Origin of the sequence: Streptomyces sp. NPDC049040 (genome assembly GCF_043197715.1) — a bacterium.
Lineage (GTDB): Bacteria > Actinomycetota > Actinomycetes > Streptomycetales > Streptomycetaceae > Actinacidiphila.
The window spans coordinates 246,611-272,443 of sequence record NZ_JBICTO010000004.1; the positions used below are offsets into that span (position 1 = coordinate 246,611).

A 25,833-nucleotide genomic window follows, 5' to 3' on the forward strand; every position below is an offset into this window, starting at 1 on the left:
ATTCCGCGCGACGACGCCCGCGATTCCCCCGACAGCCGCGACCGCACCGCCCCCGCCATCCCCACTCCTGCGGACCGGTGCTTTTCGCGAGCCACCGATGCTCATCGAACTCACCGACTGATGAAGAAGGCAACTCTCCATGGCGAACGAAGAGAAGCTCCGGGACTATCTCAACCGGGCCGCCGCCGAACTGCGCAAGACCCGGCGGCAGCTGGAGCAGAGCGAGGCGGCGAAATCGGAACCCGTCGCCATCATCGGAATGAGCTGCCGCTACCCCGGTGACGTGGACTCGCCCGGAGCCCTGTGGAATCTGGTCACGGAGGAGCGCGACGTCATCGGCCCGCTGCCCGCGGACCGCGGCTGGGATCTCGACAAGCTCTACCACCCCGATGCCGACCGGCCCGGCACCTCCTACGCCCGCGAGGGCGGATTCCTGCACGACGCACCGGACTTCGACGCCGGTTTCTTCGGGATCTCGCCGCGTGAGGCGCTGGCCGCCGACCCGCAGCAGCGGCTTCTCCTGGAGACATCATGGGAGGCGCTGGAGAGCGCGGGCATCGACCCCGCCACGCTGCGCTCCACGCCCACCGGCGTCTTCGCCGGTGCGATGGCGCAGGACTACGGTCCCAGCCTGCACCACCCACCGGCCGGCAACACCGACGGCTACGTCCTGACAGGCACCACTCTCAGCGTCGCGTCCGGCCGGATCGCCTACACCTTCGGCTTCGAGGGGCCGGCCGTCACCGTCGACACGGCCTGCTCGTCATCGCTGGTCGCCCTGCATCTGGCGGTGCAGTCGCTGCGCTCCGGTGAGAGCACCCTGGCTCTGGCGGGCGGTGTGACGGTCATGTCCTCGCCTGGCATCTTCATCGAGTTCAGCCGGCAGCGCGGCCTGTCCCGGCGCGGCAGGATCGAGGCCTTCGGGGCGGGCGCCGACGGCACGGTCTGGGGCGAGGGCGCGGGCGTGCTGCTGCTGGAGCGGCTCTCCGACGCCCGCCGCAACGGCCACCGCGTCCTCGCCGTCATCCGGGGCAGCGCGGTCAACCAGGACGGCCGCAGCAGCCAGCTCACCGCGCCCAACGGGCGTGCCCAGCAGCGGGTCATCCGGCAGGCGCTGGCGAACGCGGGCCTGACCGCCTCCGATGTGGACGCGGTGGAAGCACACGGCACCGGCACGACCCTGGGCGACCCGATCGAGGCGCAGGCACTGCTCGCAACGTACGGGCAGGACCGGCCGGACGAACATCCCCTCTATCTGGGGTCGTTGAAGTCGAACATCGGGCACACCCAGGCCGCGGCCGGAGTGGCCGGGGTGATCAAGATGGTCGAGGCACTGCGGCATGGCGTCCTGCCGAAGACGCTGCACGTGGACGAGCCGTCGCCGCATGTGGACTGGTCGGCGGGAGCGGTCGAGCTGCTGACCGAAGCCCGCGCCTGGCCGCAGACAGGCCGGGCGCGGCGCGCCGCCGTGTCGTCGTTCGGCGTCAGCGGCACCAACGCGCACGTCATCGTCGAGCAGGCCCCGGACGACCTCCCGGCAGAGCAGGACAGTGCTCCGAAGATCGGTGCGGCGGGCGACGGCGCGACGGCGAGCGACACGGCAGCGAGTGATGCTGCGGCGATCGGTACGGCGACGGCCGGTAAGGCGGGGAGCGCCGCCGGGGCCGAGGCGCTGCCCTGGATCGTGACCGCCCGCTCCGACGACGCCCTGACGCAGCAGATCGACCGGGTCCTGACGCGTACGCGGGACGTTGCCGACGTGGACCTCGCACACGCGCTCCTGACCACTCGCGCCCTGATGGAGGTGCGGGCCGTGGCGGTCGGCAGCCGTGATGGGCTCCGCTCCCCCGCCGTGGTGCGGGGCCGGGCCGATGTGGAGGGGCGGACGGTGTTCGTCTTCCCCGGCCAGGGCGCGCAATGGGTGGGCATGGGAGCCGAACTCCTCGACACCGCACCCGTGTTCGCCGCACGCATCGCACAAGCAGAAGCAGCACTGGCACCATACGTCGACTGGTCCCTGACAGACGTACTCCGCACCGGCACCGGACTGGAACGAGTCGACGTCGTCCAACCAGCCCTGTGGGCCGTCATGATCTCACTCGCCGCCCTCTGGCAATCCCACGGAGTACACCCCGACGCCGTCGTCGGCCACTCACAAGGCGAAATCGCAGCCGCCGTCGTCGCCGGCGCACTCACCCTCGAAGACGGCGCCCGCGTCGTCGCACTCCGCAGCCGCGCCATCCTCACACTCTCAGGCCAAGGCGCCATGGCCTCCATCGCCCTCCCCCACCACCAAGTAGCCCAACAAATCACCCACGGCCTGTCCATCGCCGTCATCAACGGACCCACCGCCACCGTCGTCTCCGGCAACCCGGACCTGCTTGCCCAACTCGTCACCGACTACGAAACCCACGGCATACGCGCCCGCCTCATCCCCGTCGACTACGCCTCCCACTCCACCCACATCAACGCCATACGCGACGAACTCCTCGACACCCTCGCCCCCATCCGCCCACAAACCAGCTCGATCCCCTTCCTGTCATCCGTGACAGCCCAATGGACCGACACCACCACCCTCGACGCCCACTACTGGTACACCAACCTCCGCGAAACCGTCCGCTTCCAAGACGCCATCCACAACCTCGCCACACACGGACACACCACATTCATCGAAACCTCCCCCCACCCCGTACTCACCACCGCCCTCCAAGAAACCCTCGAAACCCAAGGACACACACGAACCGTCGTCACCGGCTCACTCCGCAGAGACGAAGGCAGCCTGCAACGCTTCCGACTCTCCCTCGCAGAACTCTTCGTCCGCGGCACCCCCATCGACTGGACACCCGCCTTCACCAACCACACCCCCCACCACATCGACCTCCCCACCTACCCCTTCCAACGAACCCGCTACTGGCTCGAAGACGCCCCGACGCCCGAGCCCACGGCCACTGACGCCGCCTTCTGGGAGACCGTCAGCCAGGGCGACGCAGGCCGGTTGGCCGACACCTTGGGCGTCGGCGACCCCGACTCGCGCGACAGCCTGAGCGCCGTACTCCCGCTGCTGGCCGGATGGTGGGACCGGCAGCGCGGGGACAGCCTGATCGACTCGTGGCGCCACGAAGTGCGGTGGGCCCGGCTCGGCACACCGACCGCGGCCCCGCGCCTCACCGGCCGCTGGCTGCTGGTGGTGCCCGCGGGGCACCTCCGAGACGAAGCAGCCGTCCGCGCGGAAAGGGCGCTGACCGCCCGAGGCGCGGAGGTCGTCCGCATGCCGGTGGCCATCGACCGGGCCGAACGGGGAACGCTCGCCGAGACACTGCGGCAGACCGCGGCAGGAGGCGACCGGCCGGTCGCCGGGATCGTCTCGCTGCTCGCCCTCGAAGAGGCCGGTTATCCCGGCCGGCCGGCCCTGCCCTGGCTGTACGCGGCAGGGGTGGCCCTCGTCCAGGCCCTGGCGGACGCGGACCTCGCGGCGCCGCTGTGGACGGTGACGGCGGGAGCCGTGCAGACCGGGGCCGACGACCCTGTGACCCGGCCGGCCCACGCCCTGCTCTGGGGGCTGGGCACCGTCGTGGACGTCGAGCACCCGCAGATCTGGGGCGGCCTCGCCGACCTCGCCCCCACCGCGGACGATGCCGACTGGGACGCGCTCACCGCCGTACTGGCCGAGGCAGGAACGCGCGCCGACCGCGAGCGCGAACTGGCGGTCAGGGACGGGGCGGTGCTGGCCCGCAGGCTCAGCCGGGCGCCGCTCGGCGCCGCCGCCGAGGACGGTGTCGAGCCGTGGACGCCGACCGGTACCGTGCTGATCACCGGTGCATCGGGCGCGCTCGGCGGGCACACCGCCCGCTGGCTCGCGCAGCGCGGCGCCCCGCATCTGGTGCTGGCCAGCCGCCGGGGTGAAAGCGCGCCGGGAGCAGCCGAGTTGGCGACGGAACTCGCCGCGCTCGGCACGCGGGTCAGCTTCGCCCGCGCCGACGTCGGCGACCGGGAGCAGGTCGCCGGGATCCTCCGGGAGATACCGGCCGACCAGCCGCTGACGGGCGTCTTCCACGCTGCGGCGCTGCTCGACGACGCCACCGTCGCGGCCTTGACCGTCGACCAGTTGGAACGGGCCACCCGGGTCAAGGTCGACGGCGCGCTGCACCTGCACGAGCTCACCCGTGATCTCGGACTCGAGGTCTTCGTCCTGTTCGCCTCGGTAGCCGCGGTGTGCGGTGTCGCCGGACAGGGGAACTACGCCCCGGGCAACGCGTTCCTGGACGCCCTCGGCTCCCTGCGCAGAGCGCAGGGCCTGCCCGCCACCTCCGTGGACTGGGGCCACTGGGCCGGCGGCGGCATCGCCGCACCCGCCATCGAGGCCAAGCTCGCCCAGCAGGGACTGACCGTGCTGGCGCCGGACCTGGCCGTCACCGCGCTCGGCCAGGCCATCGACCGCGGCGAGTCCCATGTGATGGTCTGCGAGATCGACTGGGCCAAGCTCTTCGACGGCCGTCCCCACCCGCTGATCAGCGACCTCCCGGAGATCGCCGGACCGCGGGCGGCGGCCGCGGAGCGGGACGGGGACGGCGGCCCGAGCGGCTTCGCCGCCGCCTTCACCGCGCTGCCGGACCATGAACGGGCGCGCGGTGTGCTGCGGTTCGTCCTGACCCAGGCGGCGGCGGTCCAGGGTCACGCCTCGACGGAGTCCGTCGACGCCGCGAAGCGGTTCCGCGACCAGGGCTTCGACTCGCTCACCTCGGTCGAACTTCGCAACAGGCTGGCCGCCGAGACCGGGCTACGGCTGCCCGCGACCCTGGTCTTCGACCATCCCACGCCGGCCGGGCTGGCCGACCACCTGCTCGCCGAACTCGCCCCTGCGCACGACCCGGCCTTGGCGCTCCTCGCCGAACTCGACCGCCTGGAGGCCGTCCTGAACGCCTCCGTCCTGCACGGCGCCGACCGCGACACCGCAGCCGCCCGGCTCGCCGACCTGGCCTCGCGCTGGAGCGGCCAGGACCGGTCCGGCGCGGGCGAGGGCGCAGGCGGTGAGGGCTCCGGCGAACGCACCGCGGAACAGATCGAGGACGCGTCGGACGGCGAGCTCATCGACTTCATCAGCAAGACGCTCGGGATCTCCTGAGCCGGCACCTGATTGAGAGGCATTGACCATGAGCGACGACCAGATCAGGTACCTCCTCAAGCGCGTGACCACCGAGCTGCACGAGACCCGCGAGCGGCTCAGGGCCGCCGAGGACGAGAACCGCGAGCCCATCGCCATCGTCGGGACGGCCTGCCGGCTGCCCGGCGGCGCGGACTCGCCCGACGGCCTGTGGGATCTGCTGGTGTCCGGCGGCGACGCCGTCGCCCCCGGCTATCCCACCGACCGCGGCTGGGACACCGAGCACCTGTACGACCCCGACCCCGACAGGCCCGGCACCTCCACGTCCAGGCACGGCGCCTTCCTCCGCGACATCGCCGGATTCGACGCCGACTTCTTCGGGATCTCGCCGCGGGAGGCGCTGGCGACCGACCCGCAGCACCGCCTGCTGCTGGAGACCGCCTGGGAGCTGTTCGAACGCGCCGGCATCGATCCGACGGGCCTGCACGGCAGCCGCACCGGGGTCTTCGCCGGCATGAACGGCCAGGACTACGCCGCCCGGCTCGACGGCATCCCCGCCGCCGTCGGGGGTTACGTCGGCAACGGCAATGCCAACAGCATCGCCTCCGGCCGGATCGCGTACTCCTTCGGCTTCGAGGGCCCTGCCGTCACGGTGGACACCGCGTGCTCCGCCTCGCTGGTGGCCCTGCACCTGGCGGCGCGCTCGCTGAAGTCGGGCGAGTCCGACCTCGCGATCGCCGGCGGCGTCACCCTGATGTCGTCGCCCATGGTCTTCCAGGAGTTCTCCCGCCTGCGCGGCCTCGCGGCGGACGGGCGCTGCAAGGCGTTCTCGGCCGCCGCCGACGGCACCGGCTGGGGTGAGGGCGTCGGGCTGGTGCTTCTCGAACGCCTCTCGGACGCCCGGCGCAACGGCCACCGGGTGCTGGCTCTGGTGCGCGGTTCCGCGATCAATCAGGACGGCGCGTCGAACGGCCTCACCGCGCCGAGCGGGCCCGCTCAGCAGCGGGTCATCCGGGCCGCGCTTGCGGACGCCGGGTTGACCGCCTCCGACGTGGACGCGGTGGAGGCGCACGGCACGGGTACGACGCTGGGTGACCCGATCGAGGCCCAGGCGGTCATCGCCACCTATGGGCAGGGCCGGACGGGCGAACGACCGCTGTACCTGGGGTCCGTCAAGTCCAACATCGGGCACACCCAGGCCGCGGCCGGAGTGGCCGGGGTGATCAAGATGGTCGAAGCGCTGCGGCACGGTGTACTGCCGAAGACGTTGCACGTGGACGAGCCGTCGCCGCATGTGGACTGGTCGGCGGGAACGGTCGAGTTGCTGACCGAAGCCCGCGCCTGGCCGCAGACCGGCCGGGCGCGACGCGCGGGCGTGTCCGCTTTCGGGGCCAGCGGTACCAACGCCCACATCATCCTCGAGCAGGCCGCGGAGGACGTTCAGGACCGGCCCGGGATCACACCGCCTGCAGAACTGCCCTTCCTGGTGTCCGCGAACAACCGGGAAGCGCTGGCCGAGCAGGGCGTCCGGCTCGCCGAACTGCTGGAGTCCCACCCCGAGCGCTCCTGGAGCGCGCTCTCTTCCGATCTCGCGTCGTCGCGTGCGGTGCTCGGGGAGCGGGCGGTGGTGGTGGCGGGTTCACGGCTGGAGTTGGTGGCCGGCCTGCGCGACCTGTCAGGCGCAAGCGCGGTGTCCACCTCCGGGCCCTCCGGCGCACTGGCCGTACTGTTCACCGGCCAGGGAAGCCAGCGGGCGGGCATGGGACGCGAACTGCACGCGACCTTCCCCGTGTTCGCCACCACATTCGACACGGTGGCGGCGGGCCTGGACCGCGAACTGACCGGACACGTGACCCGCTCGATACGCGAGGTCGTCTTCGGCGCACCGGAAAGCGAAAACCACGACACCGAACCACTGAACCAGACAGTCTTCGCCCAAGCAGGCCTGTTCGCCGTCGAGACAGCACTCTTCCGACTGTTCGAGTCATGGGGCATACACCCCGACTACGTGACCGGCCACTCCATCGGCGAGATCACCGCAGCCCACATCGCCGGAGTCCTCTCCCTCGACGACGCCGTGCGACTGGTCGCCGCCCGCGGCCGATTGATGCAAGCACTCCCCACCCACGGCGCCATGGTCTCCATCCGCGCCTCCGAAGAACAAGTCCGCAAGGAACTGACCGGACACACCGGCGTGGACATCGCCGCGATCAACGGACCCACCTCCGTCGTCCTCTCCGGCGACAAGAACACCGTCCTCCAAACCGCCACCGCACTCGCCCAACAAGGCGCCAAAACCAAACGCCTCACAGTCAGCCACGCATTCCACTCAGCCCACATGGACCCGATGCTCACAGCCTTCAGCGACATCACCCGCACACTCACCCACCACACCCCACACATCCCGGTGATCTCCAACATCACCGGAAGACCCGTCACCTTCGACGCCGACTACTGGGTACGACACGTCCGCGAAACCGTCCGCTTCCACGACGCGCTCGACCACCTGATCACCGAAGGCGTCACCACCTTCCTGGAATTCGGACCCGACGCCGTCCTCACCGCGATGGCCCGCGAAGTAGTACCCGAGGGGGCGCTGTTGACATCGGCGCTGCGCAAAGGCCACCCAGAGACCCGCACCGCAGCCCTCGCCTTGGCCCACGCACAAGCCCACGGCGTGAAGCTCGACTGGCCGGCGCTCCTCGGCGCCGACCCCGGCCCCGCCGAAACCCTGCCGACCTACCCCTTCCAACGACAGCGCTACTGGCTCCAGCAGGCACCCGCCGCAGGCGGCAGGATCGTCTCCGCCCTGCCGGCGACGCCTGAGCCCGCGCCCGCCGGCCCGCCGCCGGCGGAGCGGCTGTCCGGGCTCGCCCCTGACCGCCGGGTCCAGGTGCTGCTCGACCTCGTGCGCTCGGCCGCCGCTGCCGTACTCGGTGCCCCGGCCGAATCCATCGGCCCGCGGCGGGAGTTGAGCGAGCTGGGGATGGACTCGCTGACAGCGGTGGAGCTGCGCGGCCGGCTCACCGCCGCGACCGGCCTGCGGCTCCCCGCCACGCTCGTCTTCGACCACCCCACCGCCGAGGCGCTGGCCGGCCACCTCTCGGACCAGCTCGCGTCGGCGCCGGCACGACCGTCCCCTGCGTCCGACGCGGGCCCGCTGGCCACGCTGTACCGGGAGTTGTGCGAGCAGGGGAAGTATCAGGAGGGCTCGGCGCTGCTCGGCGTCGCCTCGCACATCCGGCCGACGTTCTCCGCAGCCGAGGCCGCGCGGTACGCGCAGCCCCCGATCCGGCTTGCCTCGGGCCCGGCGCTGCCCCGCGTGGTGTGCTTCACGTCGCTCAGCGCGCTGTCAGGACCGCATGAGTACGCCCGCTTCGGCGAGGCGCTGCGCGGTGAGCGCGACATCCATGTGCTCGCCTCGCCCGGCTTCGCCGAGGGCGATCCGGTGCCGGACGCCGCCGCGACGTTCGTCGGCATGCAGGTGGCGGCGCTGCTGTCCGTGGTCGGTGACGACCCGTTCGTCGTGGTGGGCCGCTCGATGGGCGGCTGCGTCGCCCAGGCGGTGACCGAGGCGCTGCAAGCGGCGGGCCGTCCGCCCGCCGGTCTCGTCCTGGTGGACAGCTACCCCGTGGACGGCCCGCCCCAGGAGCACCAGCGCACATGGTGGCTGGCCTCGATGATCCGCGGGATGCTCGACCGGATCGAGCAGTACGACATGCCGTGGGACGAGACCCGTCTGACCGCGATGGGCGCCTACCTGCGGGCCTTCGCCGACTGGCGGCCGTCGCCAGTCGACGTGCCCGTCCTGGCGCTGCGTGCCATGGAACCGCTGGCCGGGATGGTCGTCGACCCCGACGCCCCCGAGGACTGGCGGGCCTACTGGCCGCTCGCCCACGACGCGCTCGACGTCGCCGGCGACCACTTCTCCGTACTCGAGGAGCACGCCGCGGCGACCGCCGCCGCGGCCACCGGCTGGATGGACCGCCTCGGCCATGCCAGCGCCGCCCACACCCGCGCCCACTGAAAGGCCCCACTCGTCATGACCCTTCCCGCCGCACACCAGCAGGCAGCGGAGCCGTCCTCCGCCCCCGCCGACCGGCCGGTGACCGTCGTCACCGGCGCCGCGTCCGGCATCGGCCGCGCAGCCGTCGAGCTCTACGCGGAGCGCGGCCACCGTGTCGTGGCCGTGGACGTCGCGGAGGAGGGGCTCAAGGAGCTGTCCGCGCTGGACGGCGTCCTCACCCTTGCCGGCGACGTCTCCCGGCTCGACGTCAACGAGGAGGCCGTCCGGCTCGCCGTGGAGACCTTCGGCCGGCTCGACGCGGCCGTGCTCAACGCCGGTATCGGCGGCGCTGGGCCATTGGAGTCGGATGGCGCGCTGGAGCGCTTCGACCGGATACTCGCCGTCAACGTGCGGGGGGTCGCCGCCGGGATCAGGGCGGCCGTGCCCGCCTTCCGCCCGACCGGCGGCGGCTCGATCGTGGTGACCTCGTCGATCTCCGGGTTGCGGGGCGACGCGGGGGTCTGGGGGTACAACGCGGCCAAGGCCGCCGTCATCAACCTCGTCCGCGCCACCTCGCTGGACTACGCGGTCGAGAACATCCGGATCAACTCCATCGCCCCCGGAGCCGCGGTGACCGGGATGACCGAGGGGGTGCTGGCCAACCCGCGGCTCCACGACGCGCTGACCCGCCGGATACCGCTCCAGCGCTGGTCGGACGCCCGCGAGCAGGCCGAGGTGATCTGGTTCCTGACGTCGCCCGCGGCCGGGTTCGTCACCGGCGTGACCATCCCCGTCGACGGCGGGCTCAGCGCGAGCACCGGCCTGCTGCCCCCGCCGGCGACCCCCGGCGGCCCACTCTACTGACCCGGCGGAAGCGGACCTGGCATGGCCGGGCCCCACACCCCGCAGCACCGATCCACCGTCAGAACCACCACCCGAGGAAGTGGGCACGATGAGCACCGAACACAACAAGGACGTTGTCCGCAGGTACTTCGAGGAATTCGTCAACGGCCGCAGTCTCGACGTCGCCGAGGAGATCCTCGCCGAGGACGCGGTGGACGAGACGCGCGTGGGCCCCGAGGGGACCGGCGCGGGCCGGGAGGACTTCCGGGTGCACGCCCGGTGGCTGTGGGAGTCCGTGGAGGACGCCAAGACCGTGCTGACGGACCTGATCGCCGAGGGCGACCGTGTGGTGGCGTACTGGCGCCTGGAGGGCGTCCAGCGGGCCGAGATCTTCGGTGTCCCCGCCAGCGGCCGCCGCTTCAGCGGCGTCAGCATCAGCACCTTCACCCTCGAGGACGGCCGGATCACCCGCTACAAGGTGCTGCCCGACCGGCTTGGCGTGGTGCGGCAGTTGACGGGAGAGAGCGCGTGACGACCGGCCTGAGCCCCGCCGACGTCCTGGAGATCCACCAGGTACTGGCCCTGTTCTCACACGTCTTCGACAACGGCGACGCCGAATCCCTGTCCCTGGTCTTCACCGAGGACGCCGTGGTCGAGAACGGCATCGGCCGCGGCTATTCGCTGCCCGGCCTTGAAGCCGTGCGGGAGTTCACCCGCAACCACCGCACCGGGACCGTCGACCACCACACCCTGGAGACGGTGATCCTGGTGGACGAGGACGACGGCACGGTCCGGGCCAGGAGCCGGTACCTGTCGATGATCCCGTCGGGCGAGATGCACAACGGCGACTTCCTCGACGAGCTGGTGCGCACCCCCGACGGATGGCGGATCAGCTACCGCATGTCCGTACCCCGTATGCCCGGACTCGCCGCTGTTCCGCCGCCCGCCGAGCTGCTGGAGCGATGGACGGTCAGGGCCGGGCGGGAGCCGGTCTCGCTGAGCGCCGGGGCCGCCGTCCGGGCCCGGGAGAGCTGACCGCGACATGGCGTGGCGTGGCTGATTCTGGGGTGCGATAGGGGTCGATAGGGGTCCTTGTCCACCCCCTCCCGCCACTACGTTCATGGCAGGCGGCGGCCCCGTGACGGAGGCCGCCGCCGCACGGGACCACCGGGTTCCGCAACCCACCGAAATCCACGGAGCAGCCGTATGCGCACAGTCATGTCCGGACTCAAACCCCTGATAGCCGTCACGGCCTGTGTCCTGCTCGCTGCCGGGTGCTCCTCCGCCGCGGGCACCGAGGACGCCGCGGCCTCCTCCAAGCCGGTCAGCGGCGGCTCCGTGACCTTCGCCGTCGACACGGAACCGGTGTCCTGGGACATCCACGTCAGCCCGCAGGACATCACCGGCGAACTCGACCGCAACATCTTCGACTCGCTGATCTCCCAGGACGACTCGGGCGGGTTCAAGCCATGGCTCGCCAGCTCGTGGGAAGTCTCCAAGGACCTGAAGACCTTCACCTTCAAGCTGCGCCACGACGTCACCTTCACCGACGGCACCCCCTTCAACGGCGACGCGGTCAAGGCCAACTTCGACCGGATCGCCGACCCCAAGACCAAGTCGCAGTACGCCTCCAGCCTGCTGGGCCCGTACACCGGCACCACCGTCGTCGACCCTTACACGGTGAAGGTGAACTTCTCCCGCGCCTTCGCCCCCTTCCTGCAGGCCGCCAGCACCACCTACCTCGGTTTCTACTCGCCGAAGGCCATCACCGCCGACGCGGCGAAGTTCGCTTCCGGTGGCCCCGCGCTGGTCGGCACCGGCCCCTTCGTCTTCTCCCGCTACACCAAGTCGCAGAGCGCGGAACTCACCCGGAATCCGGCGTACAAGTGGGCTCCTGAGACGGCCAAGCACCAGGGCGCCGCCTACCTCGACAAGCTGGTCTTCCGCTTCCTGCCCGAGCCTTCGGTCCGCGTCGGCGCCCTGACGAGCGGCCAGGTCGACGTGGCCCGCGCGGTGCCGGCCGCCAACGTCAAGACGGTCGAGGCGAACCCGAAGGTCGCCATCGCGCGCAAGAACACCCCCGGCGGCGTCTACAACCTCTTCCTCAACGCCTCCAAGGCGCCGTTCGACGACCCCCTGGTGCGCAAGGCGGTCCAGCGCGCGATCAACATCGGCCAGGACGTGAAGACGGTCGAGTTCGGACAGTACGAGCGCGCCTGGAGCCCGCTGTCGCCCTCCACTCCCGGCTACGACAAGACGCTGGTGAACGCCTGGCCTTACGACCCGGCTCTCGCCAACCGGCTGCTGGACCAGGCGGGTTGGACCACACGTGACGGGGACGGCTACCGCACCAAGAACGGCAAGCGGCTCACCGCCGAATGGCCGCAGCTGCCCGCCGCCTTCATCCGCGACAACCGCGCCGCGCTCGGCGAGGCCTTCCAGGCCGACCTGAAGAAGGTCGGCGTCCAGATCACCAGGCCCACCTACGACAACGGCAAATACATCACCCTCGCCTACGGCGCCAAGGAGGACATCCTCGACAACAGCTGGGCCCGCAACGAGCCCGACGTGCTGCGTCTGTTCTTCAACAGCTCAGGCGATCTGAAGAAGGGCGGGCAGAACGCCACGGTCTACTCCGAGCCGCAGCTCGACAAGTGGACGGACGACGCCGCCGCGACCCTGGACCCCGCCACCCGGGCGGACCTCTACGCCAAGACCCAGCAGCGCGTCATCGACCTCGCCACCGTCATCCCGGTCTACGTCCCGTCGATCCTGGACGGCGTGAGCAGCAAGGTCAAGGGCTTCGCCTTCAGCCCCACCGCCTGGTCGTACTTCTACGACACCTGGGTCTCGAAGAAGTGACCAGCGCCCTGCTGCGGGCCATCGCCCGGCGCGTGCTGGGGGCGGCGGCCGTCCTCTTCGGAGCCGCGACCCTCGCCTTCGTCACGCTGCAACTGATGCCCGGCGACCCGGTCGCCGTCCTGCTCGGCCCGGCCACCCAGGCAGGCCCCGAGGTCCGACGGCAGATCCGCTCGGAGAACGGGTTCGACCAGCCGGTGGCCGAGCAGTACGTCCACTACCTGGGGCGGCTGCTGACCGGCGACTTCGGGCAGTCGTACCAGCTGCAGCGGCCGGTCACCGCGCTCATCGGCGATCAGCTGATGCCGACGGTGCAACTCGCGGCAGGGGCACTCGTCCTGGCCGTCGCCCTCGCGGTGCTCACCGCGGTGGCGACGGCCGGGCGCAGGCCGCTGCTCAGGACGCTCGCCTCCACCTGGGAGCGCATCACGGTCTCCACGCCCACCTACTGGGTCGGCATCATCCTGCTGACCGTCTTCTCCTTCCACTTCACCCTCTTCCCCGTGGCCGGCGCGGAGGACTTCTCGTCACTGGTGCTGCCCGCGGTGACCCTGGCCCTGCCGCTGGCCGGCGTGCTGGGCCAGGTGCTGCGCGAAGGGCTCGAAGCCGCGCTCGGCCAGCCGCACGTGGTCACCGCCAGGGCCCGCGGTCTCGGCTCCACGGCGGTCCTGCTACGGCACGCGCTGCGGCACGCCACCATCCCCCTGGTCACCCTCACCGGCTGGCTGACCGGCAGCCTGCTCGGCGGCGCGGTCCTGGTCGAGACGGTCTTCGGCCGCCCCGGCGTGGGGGCACTGACCCTCCAGGCCATCAACACCAAGGACATGCCGCTGGTCTCCGGCCTTGTGCTGCTCTCGGCCGCCGCCTTCGTGCTGCTGTCCACCGCGGTGGACCTGCTCTACCCCGTCATCGACCCGCGACTCCGGAAGGGCTGAACCGTGGCGACCCTCACCCTGTCCGGCCGGACCCCGACCGTCCGCCGTACCCGCACGGCGCGCCGCGCCCTGCCGCCGACCGTGCTGCTCGCCGCCGTGATCCTGCTGCTCGCCGCCGCCGTGATCACTGCGCCCGGCCTGTTCACCAGCCGCGGCCCTGACCTGACCGACCCGGTGAACGCCCTCCAGGGACCCAGCGGCGCCCACCCGTTCGGCACCGACCAGCTCGGGCGGGACCTCTACAGCCGGGTTCTCTACGGCGCCCGGCCTTCACTGCTGCTCGGCCTCGGCGCCACCGCGCTGGCCATCGGTGGCGGCACCGTACTCGGTCTTGCCGCCTCGCTCGGCGGCCGGGCCGCCGACCAGATCCTGATGCGGATCGCCGACATCCTGCTGTCGCTGCCCGACCTGCTGCTCGCCCTGCTGGTCATCGCCGTCCTCGGCTCGGGCACCGGGAACATCATGATCGCGATCGGCCTGGCCTTCATCCCCGGTTACGGGCGCCTGGTCCGCGCGGAGGCGATGGTCGTACTCCGGTCCGGGTACGTCGAAGCGGCCCGCGGACTGGGCCTGCGCCGCCACCAGTTGCTGCTGCGCCACATCCTGCCCAACACGCTGGCGCCGCTGCTGACGCTGGCCACGATCGGCTTCGGCACGGCGCTGATCGCCGCCGCGGGCCTGAGCTTCCTCGGTCTCGGCCCGCAGCCCCCGTCACCGGAATGGGGCGCGATGCTCTCGGCCGGACGCGACTTCCTGCAGACCGCCTGGTGGCTCGCGCTCTTCCCCGGACTGGCCATCACCACCACCGTGATCTGCGTCAACGTCGTCGGCACGCACGCCCGGTCGCGCTTCACCCGAAGGAGCGCCCGATGACGCACTCCACGCAACCGCTCTTCGAGGCCGACGGGCTGCGCATCGCCTTCGGTCCGCGCCGCGAGCAGACCGAGGTGGTCCGCGGCATCTCCTTCGCCGTGCGGCCCGGCGAGTGCCTGGCCCTGGTCGGCGAATCGGGATCCGGCAAGAGCGTCACCGCCCGCACCCTGCTCGGGCTCACCGGACGTGCCGCGTCGGTCACCGCCGACCGGCTCGCCTTCGACGGCACCGACCTCACGCGTACCGGCGAGCGGGCTTGGAAGTCGCTGCGCGGGCGGCGGATCGGCCTGGTGCTCCAGGACGCGCTGGTCTCCCTCGACCCGCTGCGTACCGTGGGTGCGGAGATCGGCGAAGTGCTGCGCGTACACGGGGTGGTCGACCGGGCCGGGGTCAAGGAACGCGTGCTGTCGCTGCTGACCCGTACCGGGGTGCCGGAGCCCGCCCGCCGGGCCCGGCAGTATCCGCACCAGCTCTCCGGTGGACTGCGCCAGCGCGCCCTGATCGCCACCGCGCTGGCCGGCGGCCCTGAGCTCCTGGTCGCCGACGAGCCCACCACGGCCCTCGACGTCACCGTCCAGGCCCAGATCCTCGACCTGCTCGGCGACCTCGTGCAGGACGGCGTCGCCCTCCTTCTGATCAGCCACGACCTCGCCGCGGTCGCCCGGCTCGCCGACCGTATCGCCGTCATGCACGCAGGACGGATCGTCGAGCAGGGGCCCGCGGCCGCCGTACTGGAAAAGCCCGAGCACCCCTACACCCGGGCGCTGCTGGCCGCTGTGCCCGCCACCCACCTGAAAGGCACCCGGCTGGCCGTGACCTCGGATGACGGCCGGCCGGGCACGGAGCAGGGCTGCGGTTACGCCGCACGGTGCGCGCTGGCCGACGACCGCTGCCGCACCTCGCTGCCGTCGGCCGTCCAGGCAGGCGTGCCTCTGGACGACGCGGCGGGGGCCGCGGGGCACAGGACCTTGTGCTGGTATCCCGGCGCGGTGCTGCCGGCGCCCGCCGCCGCCGTGCCCCTGAGGGCCGGCACCGCGCACAGGGAGGGGGGAAAGGGAGCCGTCCTGATCGAGGCGGCCGGACTCGCCAAGCGCTTCCCCGCCCCCGACGGCGGCGGCTTCCAGGCCGTCGACGACGTCTCGCTGACCCTGCGCGCCGGCGAGACGCTGGGCGTGGTGGGAGAGTCCGGCTCCGGCAAGACCACCGTCGCCCGGATCGTGCTCGGCCTGGAACGGCCCGACAGCGGGACGGTCCTGATCGACGGCCGCGGCTGGGACGAAGGCACCGCGGCCGACCGACGCGAGCGTCGCAGGCGGGTGCAGACGGTGCACCAGGACCCGCTCGGCTCCTTCGACCCGAGGTGGAGCGTGGAGCGGATCATCACCGAGGCGGTGGCCAGGGACGGCGTCCGCGGGCGCCGCGAGCGCAGGGCGAGGACGTGCGAACTCCTCGACCAGGTCGGCCTGCCCAGCGCACTGCTGTCCCGGCGGCCGCTCGACCTGTCCGGCGGGCAGCGGCAGCGCGTCGCCATCGCCCGCGCGCTCGCACCCCGGCCGGACGTCATCGTCTGCGACGAGCCGGTCTCCGCGCTCGACGTGTCCATCCAGGCCCAGATCCTCGACCTGCTCACCGACCTCCAGCAGCGGACCGGAGTGGCGCTGCTGTTCATCTCGCACGATCTCGGCGTCGTCCACCACGTCAGCGACCGGCTGATCGTGATGAAGGACGGGCGGATCGTGGAGTCCGGGACGGTAAGTGAGCTCTTCGCCGCACCCGCACACCCGTACACGCGCGCGCTGCTGGCCGCGGTGCCACGCCCGGAGGCGCCCGCCGAGGCCGAGACCGGGGCCGGACCAGGCGGGATCACCGTGACCGCGGGCCACCCCGCAGAACTCTCATCCGCCCGCCCGCCGACACAGGAGGACGTCACGACATGACCGTTCAGACCCAGCCCAACGCGATTCTCGAGGGCGGCCCCAGGATCGGGTTCCCCGACGACGAGCGGATCCGCTTCGTGGTGGACCTCGAAGGGCCGGTCAAGGTCCACCGCGGGAACCGGTGGGAGCACTTCCACCCCGCCGGGCGCACCGAGCACCGCGACGGCACCGACCTGAGCGTCTTCACCTGGGCGAGGACGACGTATGTCGCCGAGTGAGGCCGCGGGGACCGGCACCCCGGCCGGCGGCCCGGCGGCCGGCGAGTGGGTCCGGCGCTTCCATCCGGCGCCCGCCGCGCCGCTGCGGCTGGTGTGCCTGCCGCACGCGGGCGGCTCCGCCACCTTCTGGTTCCGGCTCTCGGCCTCGCTGGCACCGGACGTGGACGTGCTGGCCGTCCAGTACCCCGGTCGGCAGGAGCGCCGCCTCGAACCGCCGCGCACCGATCTGCACGACCTCGCCGACGAGGTGACCCGGGTGCTGCTCCCGCTGCTCGACCGCCCCTACGCGCTGCTCGGCCACAGCATGGGCGCCCTGCTCGGCTACGAGGTCGCGCGCCGGCTGCGGAGGTCGGGGCACCCGGCCCCGGTCGCGCTCTACGCCTCCGGCCGCCGCGCACCCCACATCCACCGCCCGGACGACGTGCATCTGCGCGATGACGCCGGCGTGGTGGCCGAACTGCGCCGGACGGGGGGCACGGACAGCGAGGTGCTCGGCGACGAGGAGATGCTGCGGTTGCTGCTGCCCGCGGTCCGCGGTGACTACCAGGCCGTGGAGACCTACCGCTACCGGCCGGGGCGCGCACTCGACTGTCCGATCACGGTGCTCACCGGCGACAGCGACCCGCATGTGCTGCCCCAGGAGGCCGTCGCCTGGAGCGTCCACACCGTTTCGCGCCACGAGGTCAGGACGTATCCGGGCGGCCATTTCTACCTCACCGGCCGGTTCGGTGAGATCGCCGCGCTGCTGCGGGGCCGCCTGCGGGCAGTTCCGCAGGGGGACGCCGCCCGGACGGCGTGACGGCGGGCAGGCCGACGCCGGCCTGCCCGCCTCGCCGACCGCCCGCCGCACTCGCCGAAGGCATGCCCGCGCCCTCCCAAGGGCAGTCCGCATGCCCGCGGGCACTGACCGACGCGTCCCCGGGGCAGAGGTCCTAGCGGACCGTCCAGCGGAAGTACGCGCTACGGGAGCCGTCGGCGGTGGCGGCACTGCCCAGGACCTCGCCCTGTTCGGTGATCGCGGAGGCGGCCGTGGTGGCGTATCCCGGCGGCGGGGTGATCGCGATCATCTCGCCGGCGCGCCACAGGAAGGCGCGATAGGAGCCGTCCGCGAGCTGTGAACCTCCGGCGACCTGGCGGCTGTTGTTGATGCCGACCGGGTCGCTGCGCGTGCCTCCGAGGGTGCCGAGGTCGGTGGCGCGGCCGCCGCTCCACACGAAGGCATGGTGGCCGGCCGAGCTGTTGCTGTAGCCGAGCACGTCCCCGGCGTCGTTCAGCGCCCGCCATATGGAGAGGTCCGACACCGAGGCGGTGCCGCCGCCCGGGCCGGTGAAGGACGTCAGCGCGCCGCCTGACCACCTGAACGCGCGCGCGTCGGGCGAGTAGTAGTCGCCTGCGACGTCGCCGCGCGCGTTGAGGCCGCCGACGCCCTGCAAGCTCCACGTTCCGCCCACGTCGGTGAAGTCGGCGACGACGGCGCCGTCGCGCCACAGGAAGGCGGAGTGCCACGAACTCTGCGGCAGGCTGCCGAGCATCAGGACCTCGCCCCGGTCGTTGACCGCGCGCGCGGTGAAGGTCATGCCGCTCCTCGACGGCGGCGGGGTGACCGTGGTCACGGTGCTCCCGCCCACCAGGCAGACGGTGCTCCACGTGGCGGTCTCCCCACTCGGCACGTCATAGCCGAACACGGCGACCTGCCCGAGGTTGTTCAGGGCGGTGGCCCGACTGTAGACGGTGCCGATGTCCAGCACGCGCGGCACCCCTCCGGTCCACACGGTGGCGTGTGTCCGGCCCTCGACGGTGTAGTAGCCGGCCGCCTGACCCCGGTCGTTGAGGCGGGTCGCGCCGCAGTCCGAGGCCTCGGCCACCGGCGAAGGCAGCACCGTGACATGGCCGTTCGACCAGATCGCCGTGGGCCATCGCGGCATGGCGCTCTCGCCCGCGTCGATCATTCCCAGCACCTGGCCGTAGCGGTTGACGTCCCTGATCTGGATCAGCGGATTCGAGCCGTCGGGGTTCGCCAGCGGCCGGGCGAGGACGGTGTGCCCGGCCGCCGTACGCGAAAGGACCGGCGCCGCCGTCCGCCTCTTCGGGGGCGCGCCCCTGCCCACCGCCGTCAGTGCGTGGGCCGGCATCCCCGACAGCGCCGTGACGCCGAGCACCGTCCCCGCCAGTACCCCGCGCCTGCTGACGCCCCGCCCGCCGTCGCTCATCGCGTTCCCCTCCGTGCCACGCCGTGACGTACGCCCCGCGCACGCGCCGGGCGTACCCAATGGGACTGATGATGCGTCAGGGCCATCGGCTCCGCCACCCTCCTGCACACAGGCGGCTCATAAACGATGGGCGGACCGCATGCCCCGGGCGCGAGCCGCCCGGCAGGAAAGGACCTCACCGCGGCCGCCGTGACCGGTTCTGGCGCGGTGGGGCTGACCAGCCGGGTGCGGCGTGTGCGGCGGCCTACTGGTCCAGGTCGGTGCAGAGGTTGTGGACGGTGCCGTGCACGAGCGTGACGGTCTTGAAACCGGTCGGGCTGAAGGCGATCCGGTAGACCCCGTCGATGGCGTAGAGGCCGCGCGCCAGGTTGCTGGAGCCCTCGGGCAGGCGGGCGATGACCGGTCCGACCACGTGCCAGACCATGGAGCCGTCCGTGCCGTAGTCGATCAGTGCGCTGCCGCCGGCGTCCACCTGGGTGCTCACGCCGGTGGCGGCGTTGCTGACGTTCAGCAGAAGCGCACCAGCGGCCAGCTGCCGCTTGGGGTTGCCGTCCGGGTAGGTCGCCACGATCTTCGTGCGGACCTGGTTCTCGACGACGTCCCAGTGCACGGGGAAGTCGCAGAGCACGCCCGCCGCGGCGTCGAACGGCGGGATCGGCTCGGGCAACCAGCCGCCGTTCGGCCTGACGGATGACACAGCTCCGGCGGGGGTGGTGCCCGCGGTTGCCGAGGCCGCGCCACTCGCGAGCAGGGCGGAGACGGACAGGACGACCACCAGGATTCGACGCACAAGAACTCCTCTGCGATAGGGCTCACCGACAGCGGCAGGACACCGCCGTACCCGGCCGATCACCATCGTGCGGCAGCCCACGCCGGGTACCCATCCCTGGACTTGGGGGGTTGCGGATTGCGATACTCCTGCGATGCCCCCCGTGCCACTGTCCGTCGCCCATGCCGCGCGGAAGGCCGCGGCGCAGGTGGAGACCCTGCCCGACCTCGGTGGTGCACTGACCCGCCAGCTCCACCGACTCGTCCCGCACGACGGATACATGCTCTCCGGACAGGACCCGGTCACCGGCGCCGGGTGCTTCCTGATCGAACACCACGGCTACAGCTGCGCTCACTTCCGCCGCCTCAAGACAGCCGGCCTGTTCGACCAGCGCCCCCACCCGTCCCGGCGACCAACAGCGGCTCCTGCTACCGCCGTTGTGCTGAATGTCGCAGTCGCCGCACCACAGGGCGGCGCGGCGCTGCTCGAAAGCATGGACATGGACGGCTGGGGCAGTGAGTTGCGGCTCCGCCTGGTCGACCGCGCCGCCCACTGGGGCACGCTGGTCCTGTTGCGCGAACGAGGGCGACCGCTCTTTTCACAGGCCGACATCGACAGCGCCCGGCAGATCGCGGCACCCTTGGCCGCCTCGCTGCGCGAGTACGTCGCCCGTGCCAGACCGCGTCCCCTGCCCGCCACGATGCCGCCCGGCGTGCTGGTCCTCGATGGGAACGACGCCATCGCCTCCGCGACCCCGACCGCGCGCCACTGGCTTCGGATGTGCTTTCCCTCGTCGGCCCTCGACACCGACGAGGACCTGTCGCTCTCCCTCTGGAACTTCGCGGCCGCCGCCCGCCGCCAAGACGACCCGGTGCTCAGCCGCATCCCCACCCGGCACGGCTTCGCCGCGCTGCAAGCCCAGCAGCTGGCCGGCGCCCGCCCCGGCGAAGTGGCCATCACCGTGCAGGCAGCGACCACCGGCCAGCTGCTGCCCGCGGTCGCAGCGTGGTACTCCCTCACCCCCAGGGAACGCACCGTCATCGAACATGTCCTGGAAGGCCGCTCCGGCAAACAGATCTCCCGCAGCCTCGAACTGTCGCAGTACACCGTCAACGACCATCTCAAAGCCATCTACCGCAAAATCCGGGTGAACGGCCGCGACGAACTGGCCGCCACCCTCTCCTGCTGACCGGCGGCCCCCTGTCACCCACCATCCACCTGTCCCGGCGACGCGGTGACGCGGTGCCGGAAACGGGTCTTCGTACTCATGACATGGACCCGTGTGCGGCGCACCAATCGTGGCATGGTGAACGAGGAAGTACTGCTGCTGTTCGGCCTCCTGGTCGTGGAGGCCGCGGTCTACGGCTACGCGGTCGCGTCCTGGTCGCTCTCCCATCGGGGCGACTCGTCGGATCGCGCCATGTACGTGCTGCGCGCTGGCGGGGCGGTGGTCGTGGGGGGAATCGCCGCGGGGTTCTTTGCCGCGGGGTATCCGGTCAGCGCCATCACCGAGACCGTGGTGGCGGCCTGCCTGGGGGCGATGTTCGTCCGCGGCGTCTTCAGGAAAGCGGTGGGGCCGCGCCGCCCGCCGGAGTTCCACCAGGGCCAGCGGCCGCGCCGCCCGCCGCCCTGGATCGGTCTGTGACCTGCCGCGGTCACTTCCGAGCGACAGGCGGTGGGAGTCCGGCGGTTTCGCGGTACTGCGCCTGCTGCCGATCGGCGGCGTGCACGATGACGTCACGAGATCCTCGGGATGGAGCCTCCCGGCACGGCAGCCCACGACAGCGCCCCGCCGAAGGTCGGGACCGGCGTGTCATGCCTCGGGCAACGCCGCCCAGGCTGCGACGGTCGCCGCGGTCGCTGCCGTGACAGCGGCCAGTCGGGGGTAGTCCAGCAGGTCGGAGGTGTCGGCGGGCCGATGGTAGGCGGGGTTCCGGAAGTTGGCGGTTCCCGTCAGCATCAGCGCGGGGATGCCCGCGTTCCAGAACGGGGCGTGGTCGCTGCGCCCCAGGTGGTTGGCGGGCGGGACGGCGAGGCCGGCCAGCGCACCGAGCAGGCCGTCCGGGCGTGGATCGCGCAGCAGGATACCGGGGAGGGCGGGCGCCGTCTGTGCCGCCGCCCGCTGCCATGCCACGGCCGCCTCCGCGGAGCTTCGCCGATGCACCACGAGGGTGAAGTTCCCGCGCAGGCCCGCATCTCGCGTGGCTGAGGCGGCCGCGGGAAAGACCGCGGAGAATCCGCCTGGCAGGCGCTGGCTGCCCTCTTCTTCGGAGAAGAATCCGACGGACTCCAGGCAGACCATGCCCCGGATGGACCGCTCACGGCCCAGCGCCCGCACGGCGTGGCGGGAGCCGATCAGGCCGAGCTCCTCCATGTCGAACACCGCCAGGACGACGGGCGGGGCGTCCGGCAGCGTCGCCAGCAGGTGCGCGCTCTCCAGCAGGACGGCGACGCCTGAGGCGTTGTCGTCGGCTCCCGGGCTGCCCTGCACCGTGTCGAGATGCGCGCCGAGGACCACCGCGGGCCCGGTACCCGCACCTGGGAGGGTCGCGATCAGGTTGGCGCCCCGCAGCCGCGGGTGCACCCGCGCTTTCAGGGCGATGGCCCTGTTCCCCGGCCGGTCGGTCGCCCCCACACGCCACCGCACATCGAAGGGCTGGCGCCGCACCTGCCACCCCGCCGAGCGGAGCGCGGCTGTCACGTACGTTTCCGCGTCGGCCATGGCGCGCGGGGCATGCCGCCTACTGCGCGGACCCGCCGCCAGCACCTCGACATGGCGCCGCAGCCGGTCCGCCGCCACCGGCGGCTCCCAGGCGCGGACAAGGTCCACCGCGCGTGTGGCCATCGACGGCCCCACGACATCCACCCGTACTCTCCCTGGTTGGTCGACGCGGCCGACCCGCACCCGGCACGTCCCGCGCTCCGGACGTCAGAGGGACAACCGGGGCCTTCCCACCTTAGCGGCGGGCGATCCGTCCTTCCCGCGGAGCTGCCGGGCGCTTCATCGGCGTCCGACGTATCCGGGTGACCCCTGCCTCCCCGGGGCGGCACGCCGGCATTCCCGGCTGGACGTGCCCTCCTTCGCGGAGCGGACCCACCTCGGGGCCCAGACTCCCGACCAGCCAGGTCACGTTACTCGTCCAGGCCTGCAAGCGCGTCGCGGAGTGCCGCTCGCGAGGAGATGCCGAGCTTGGGGAAGATCTGGTAGAGGTGCGCGCCGATCGTCCTGTGGGAGAGATAGAGCCGCTCTGCGATCTCCTTGTTGCTGAGGCCGGACGCCGCCAGCTCGGCGATCTGCCGTTCCTGGGGCGTGAGCACCCGACGCTCGACGGCTCCGGCCCTCGGTGCGGTCCATCCGGAGGCGCGCAGCTCCTTGGACGCGTGTTCCATCCAATGCCGGGCTTTGAGCAGGACGAAGGCGTCGTTGGCCTGGCTCAGCGGTGCCCGGCAGTCCACGTTCGCCCGCGCTCGCCGCAACCGTTCGCCGTAGGCGAGCCGCACTCGGGCGAGATCGAACGGCCACCGCTCGACGCCCGGCACCGCCAGGGCCCTGCCGAACAGACGCATCGCGTCCTCGTCCCCCTCGGCGCACAGTGCGGCCGAGCCGCCGGCGAGCAGGGCCAGCCGGGGTGAGAGCGCCGCCATGTCGATCTCCTGCATCGCGCGTACATGAGCGGCCGCCTCTTCACGGCGGCCGGTACGGACCGCCGCTTCGACGAGGTCCATCGCCACCCACAACGCATGCGGCACGTGGGAGGCGAAGGTGCCCGGGGAACTGATGGCCGCGGCCTGCTGGTAGGCGCTCTCGAAATCCCCGCGCCCGATGCTCGCGACGGTGCGAACGTGCCGGGCGTAGTGCAGTGCCGTCCCGATGCCCCGTGGTGTCGCGAACCGGGTGATCCGGTCGGCGAGTCGCTCGGCCGAGCCGTCATCACCACGCGCGGCGGCGACGATGGCTCGGCAGTACCAGAAATACCAGGCGAAGAACCGGTATCCCGACTCCTCGCACAGCTGCAGTCCCTCCGCGGCCAGTTCATCGCACTCGTCCCAACCACCACTGAGGTAGTCGCCCAGGCACAGGTGCATCAGTGCGCCGAGCGTTCTTCGCGGCGGGCCCCCATCCCGCCCCTGACGGACGACTCGCCAAGAAGACTCACGCAGGTCGGCCAATCGGTCCACGTAGAGCGAGGCGGTCCCGATCCTCACGATTCGTCCGGGGTCGGTTTCGTGGGGAAGGCCGTCGAGGATGGGTCCCAGCTGTTCCAGGGCGGCAACTCCCGATCGAGCCGGGTCGGAGAAGGTCCTGCCCGCGGCGGACAGCAGCGGAGGCGGCTCCGGACGCAGCCGGGCGAGAGCTGTGTAGAAGGGAGGCCACATTTCCGCACGGCCGGTGTAGAAGCACAGGAGCAACAGCAGGTGAATGGCGTCGATGAGAGCGACGTCCTTGGCGTCGTAACGGTGGGTGCCGGATTCGATCGCACTCACGAGCAGGTGGTACGCGGTGTCGACGTCCCCGCCACCGTTGATGGTCAGGTAGACGGCAGCGGCAGCGGAATGCAGGGAGTCCGTCAGATCCGGATCCGCCCGGCGCGCGTGGGCCAGCAGGTCCGACACACCGTGCAGATCCCCGGTGGCGTCGGCGCCGATATAGGCGGCCTCGGTCAGCCTGCGGGCCCGGTCCTCCCCGCGAGGGGTCAGATCGGCGCTCCGTATGAGAGCCGACACCGCACCGCTGGCGTTGCCGCGGCCGGAGATGAGGCGGGCGGCCTGTTCGAGCAGGATCGCCACGTCCTCGTCCGGCTCGACGGACGCCTCCCCCAGATGCCAGGCCCGGCGCTCGGGCTGGTCCAGCAGCACCTGGGCAAGCGCACGATGAGCCGCGCGACGCTGGGCGGCGGTGCAAGCCTCCACCACAGCCGAGCGGATCAGGGGGTGCCGGAAGACCAGCAGCCTGGTGCCTTGGTCGAAGTGCACCAGCCGGTCCTCCTCGGCGGGGGTGAGGGCTTCGATACCGCCCTCGTGCCCGGCCTCGCGCGCCGATGCCTGGAGGACACCCGGATCACCGGTTCCGTCGAGGGTTGCGAGCAGCAACAGACCCCGCGTGGCATCGGGAAGTGCGCAGACGCGGGAGACGAACAGGGCCTGCAGCCGCTGGCTGAGTGGCAGCAGGGGCGGAAGGTCCTCGGAAGCCACGAGTTGCGGTTCGCTGAGCGCGGTCGGCAACTCGATCAGCGCCAGGGGGTTGCCCTCGGCCGCGAGCAGCAGCCGCTCCCGTACCCGCTCGGCGAGGTGGGGAAAACGTGCGTCGAGCAACTCCCTCGAAGCAGTCCCGTCCAGTGGCGGAACCTCGTACTCGGGAAGCCCCAGGCGGTGGAAGGGCGTTTGGCTCCCCGACCGCATGGCTCCCAGAAAGCGGACCTGACTGCCCTGGAGTCTGCGTGCGACGAAAGCGAGAACGCCCGCGCTGGCACGGTCGAGCCACGGCAGGTCGTCGATGACGAGGAGCAGCCGACTCACGGCGGCAACCCGCCGCAGGAGCAGCAAGGTCGCACTGGACACGACGAGCCGGTCCGGCGGCGGTCCGCTGTCGAAACCCAGCGCCGTACGCAGGGCTCCGCTGTGCGCGTCGTCGAGTTCACCGAAGAAATCAGCGAGGGGGAAAAGGAGCTGGTTGAGCCCTGAGTAGCTCACGTCGGTTTCGAATTCGACTCCGGCGGCACGCACGATTCGCGTCACTTCCGGGGACAACGCTTCCGCCGCAGCGTCCAGCAGAGCGGTTTTCCCCACACCCGCTTGTCCGGACAGCAGGAGCGCACCACCGCGATGGGTGGTGACGAGGAAGTCACAGATGTCCTCGACTTGGCGCGCGCGTCCCACCAGGGAATGGGGGAGGTCGTCCTCGAAAAGGTTTTTCAACGGTCACGCTCCAGTCAACCGCCGCTACCGTGCGCAAGCTTGCCTTGCCCCGGCTCTGCTCTGCATGGGAATCACGAACGGTCGGACCGTACCTCCCGATCGTCGGGCGGCAAAAAAACTTTCACTGAATGAAAGCCTGGTGCGACTTCCCTCAGGTTCGGAGCCC

General features: G+C 71.7%; 16 protein-coding genes and 1 pseudogene. 13 read left to right on the forward strand and 4 right to left on the reverse strand.

Translation table 11 applies throughout. The annotated features are described in order from the left end of the window. Positions 1-166: 166 nt before the first annotated feature. The 11 genes and pseudogenes from ACGFMP_RS13665 to ACGFMP_RS13715 all read left to right on the forward strand — a co-directional run. Positions 167-5,122, forward strand: a pseudogene (locus ACGFMP_RS13665) (type I polyketide synthase); the annotation flags it as partial. A gap of 28 nt (positions 5,123-5,150) precedes the next feature. Next, complete coding sequence (locus ACGFMP_RS13670; protein ID WP_393672390.1) at positions 5,151-9,128, forward strand: type I polyketide synthase; 3,978 nt, start codon at positions 5,151-5,153, stop codon at positions 9,126-9,128. Between the two features lie 15 nt (positions 9,129-9,143). Next, complete coding sequence (locus tag ACGFMP_RS13675; RefSeq protein WP_393672392.1) at positions 9,144-9,971, forward strand: SDR family NAD(P)-dependent oxidoreductase; 828 nt, start codon at positions 9,144-9,146, stop codon at positions 9,969-9,971. Between the two features lie 88 nt (positions 9,972-10,059). Next, complete coding sequence (locus ACGFMP_RS13680) at positions 10,060-10,482, forward strand: ester cyclase (RefSeq protein ID WP_393672393.1); 423 nt, start codon at positions 10,060-10,062, stop codon at positions 10,480-10,482. Then, on the forward strand, positions 10,479-10,985 hold the full coding sequence (locus ACGFMP_RS13685; RefSeq protein WP_393672394.1) for a nuclear transport factor 2 family protein: 507 nt from the start codon (positions 10,479-10,481) through the stop codon (positions 10,983-10,985). The genes ACGFMP_RS13680 and ACGFMP_RS13685 overlap by 4 nt, the downstream gene beginning before the upstream one ends. Before the next feature lie 183 nt (positions 10,986-11,168). Then, complete coding sequence (locus tag ACGFMP_RS13690) at positions 11,169-12,812, forward strand: ABC transporter substrate-binding protein (protein ID WP_393672395.1); 1,644 nt, start codon at positions 11,169-11,171, stop codon at positions 12,810-12,812. Next, positions 12,809-13,744: an ABC transporter permease gene (locus tag ACGFMP_RS13695; RefSeq protein WP_393672396.1), complete on the forward strand. Its 936-nt coding sequence runs from the start codon at positions 12,809-12,811 to the stop codon at positions 13,742-13,744. Before ACGFMP_RS13690 ends, ACGFMP_RS13695 begins: the two co-directional genes overlap by 4 nt. 3 nt (positions 13,745-13,747) lie before the next feature. Next, complete coding sequence (locus ACGFMP_RS13700; protein ID WP_393672398.1) at positions 13,748-14,617, forward strand: ABC transporter permease; 870 nt, start codon at positions 13,748-13,750, stop codon at positions 14,615-14,617. Continuing rightward, a complete protein-coding gene (locus tag ACGFMP_RS13705; RefSeq protein WP_393672399.1) occupies positions 14,614-16,554 on the forward strand; it encodes a dipeptide ABC transporter ATP-binding protein in 1,941 nt (646 codons plus the stop codon). The genes ACGFMP_RS13700 and ACGFMP_RS13705 overlap by 4 nt, the downstream gene beginning before the upstream one ends. Then, complete coding sequence (locus tag ACGFMP_RS13710; protein ID WP_393672400.1) at positions 16,551-16,772, forward strand: DUF5988 family protein; 222 nt, start codon at positions 16,551-16,553, stop codon at positions 16,770-16,772. The genes ACGFMP_RS13705 and ACGFMP_RS13710 overlap by 4 nt, the downstream gene beginning before the upstream one ends. Continuing rightward, the gene (locus ACGFMP_RS13715) at positions 16,759-17,571 is read left to right on the forward strand and encodes a thioesterase II family protein (RefSeq protein ID WP_393672401.1); all 813 of its coding nucleotides are present in this window, start codon (positions 16,759-16,761) and stop codon (positions 17,569-17,571) included. The genes ACGFMP_RS13710 and ACGFMP_RS13715 overlap by 14 nt, the downstream gene beginning before the upstream one ends. A gap of 133 nt (positions 17,572-17,704) precedes the next feature. Here the strand turns inward: ACGFMP_RS13715 and ACGFMP_RS13720 are convergent, their stop codons facing one another. Continuing rightward, positions 17,705-18,982: a hypothetical protein gene (locus ACGFMP_RS13720; RefSeq protein ID WP_393672402.1), complete on the reverse strand. Its 1,278-nt coding sequence runs from the start codon at positions 18,980-18,982 to the stop codon at positions 17,705-17,707. Between the two features lie 244 nt (positions 18,983-19,226). Then, positions 19,227-19,772, reverse strand: coding sequence for a hypothetical protein (locus tag ACGFMP_RS13725; protein ID WP_393672403.1), 546 nt, complete (start codon positions 19,770-19,772; stop codon positions 19,227-19,229). 133 nt (positions 19,773-19,905) lie between these two features. Here ACGFMP_RS13725 and ACGFMP_RS13730 point away from each other — a divergent pair, with 133 nt between their 5' ends. Further along, positions 19,906-20,940, forward strand: coding sequence for a LuxR C-terminal-related transcriptional regulator (locus tag ACGFMP_RS13730; RefSeq protein ID WP_393672404.1), 1,035 nt, complete (start codon positions 19,906-19,908; stop codon positions 20,938-20,940). A 114-nt stretch (positions 20,941-21,054) separates the two neighbouring features. Then, complete coding sequence (locus tag ACGFMP_RS13735) at positions 21,055-21,396, forward strand: hypothetical protein (protein ID WP_393672406.1); 342 nt, start codon at positions 21,055-21,057, stop codon at positions 21,394-21,396. A 168-nt stretch (positions 21,397-21,564) separates the two neighbouring features. On the opposite strand, the gene ACGFMP_RS13740 is transcribed toward ACGFMP_RS13735, so the two are convergent. Continuing rightward, positions 21,565-22,596, reverse strand: a complete 1,032-nt coding sequence (locus tag ACGFMP_RS13740) for a M28 family peptidase (RefSeq protein WP_393672407.1) — start codon at positions 22,594-22,596, stop codon at positions 21,565-21,567. Between the two features lie 287 nt (positions 22,597-22,883). Continuing rightward, complete coding sequence (locus ACGFMP_RS13745) at positions 22,884-25,667, reverse strand: AAA family ATPase (protein ID WP_393672409.1); 2,784 nt, start codon at positions 25,665-25,667, stop codon at positions 22,884-22,886. Positions 25,668-25,833 lie beyond the last annotated feature (166 nt).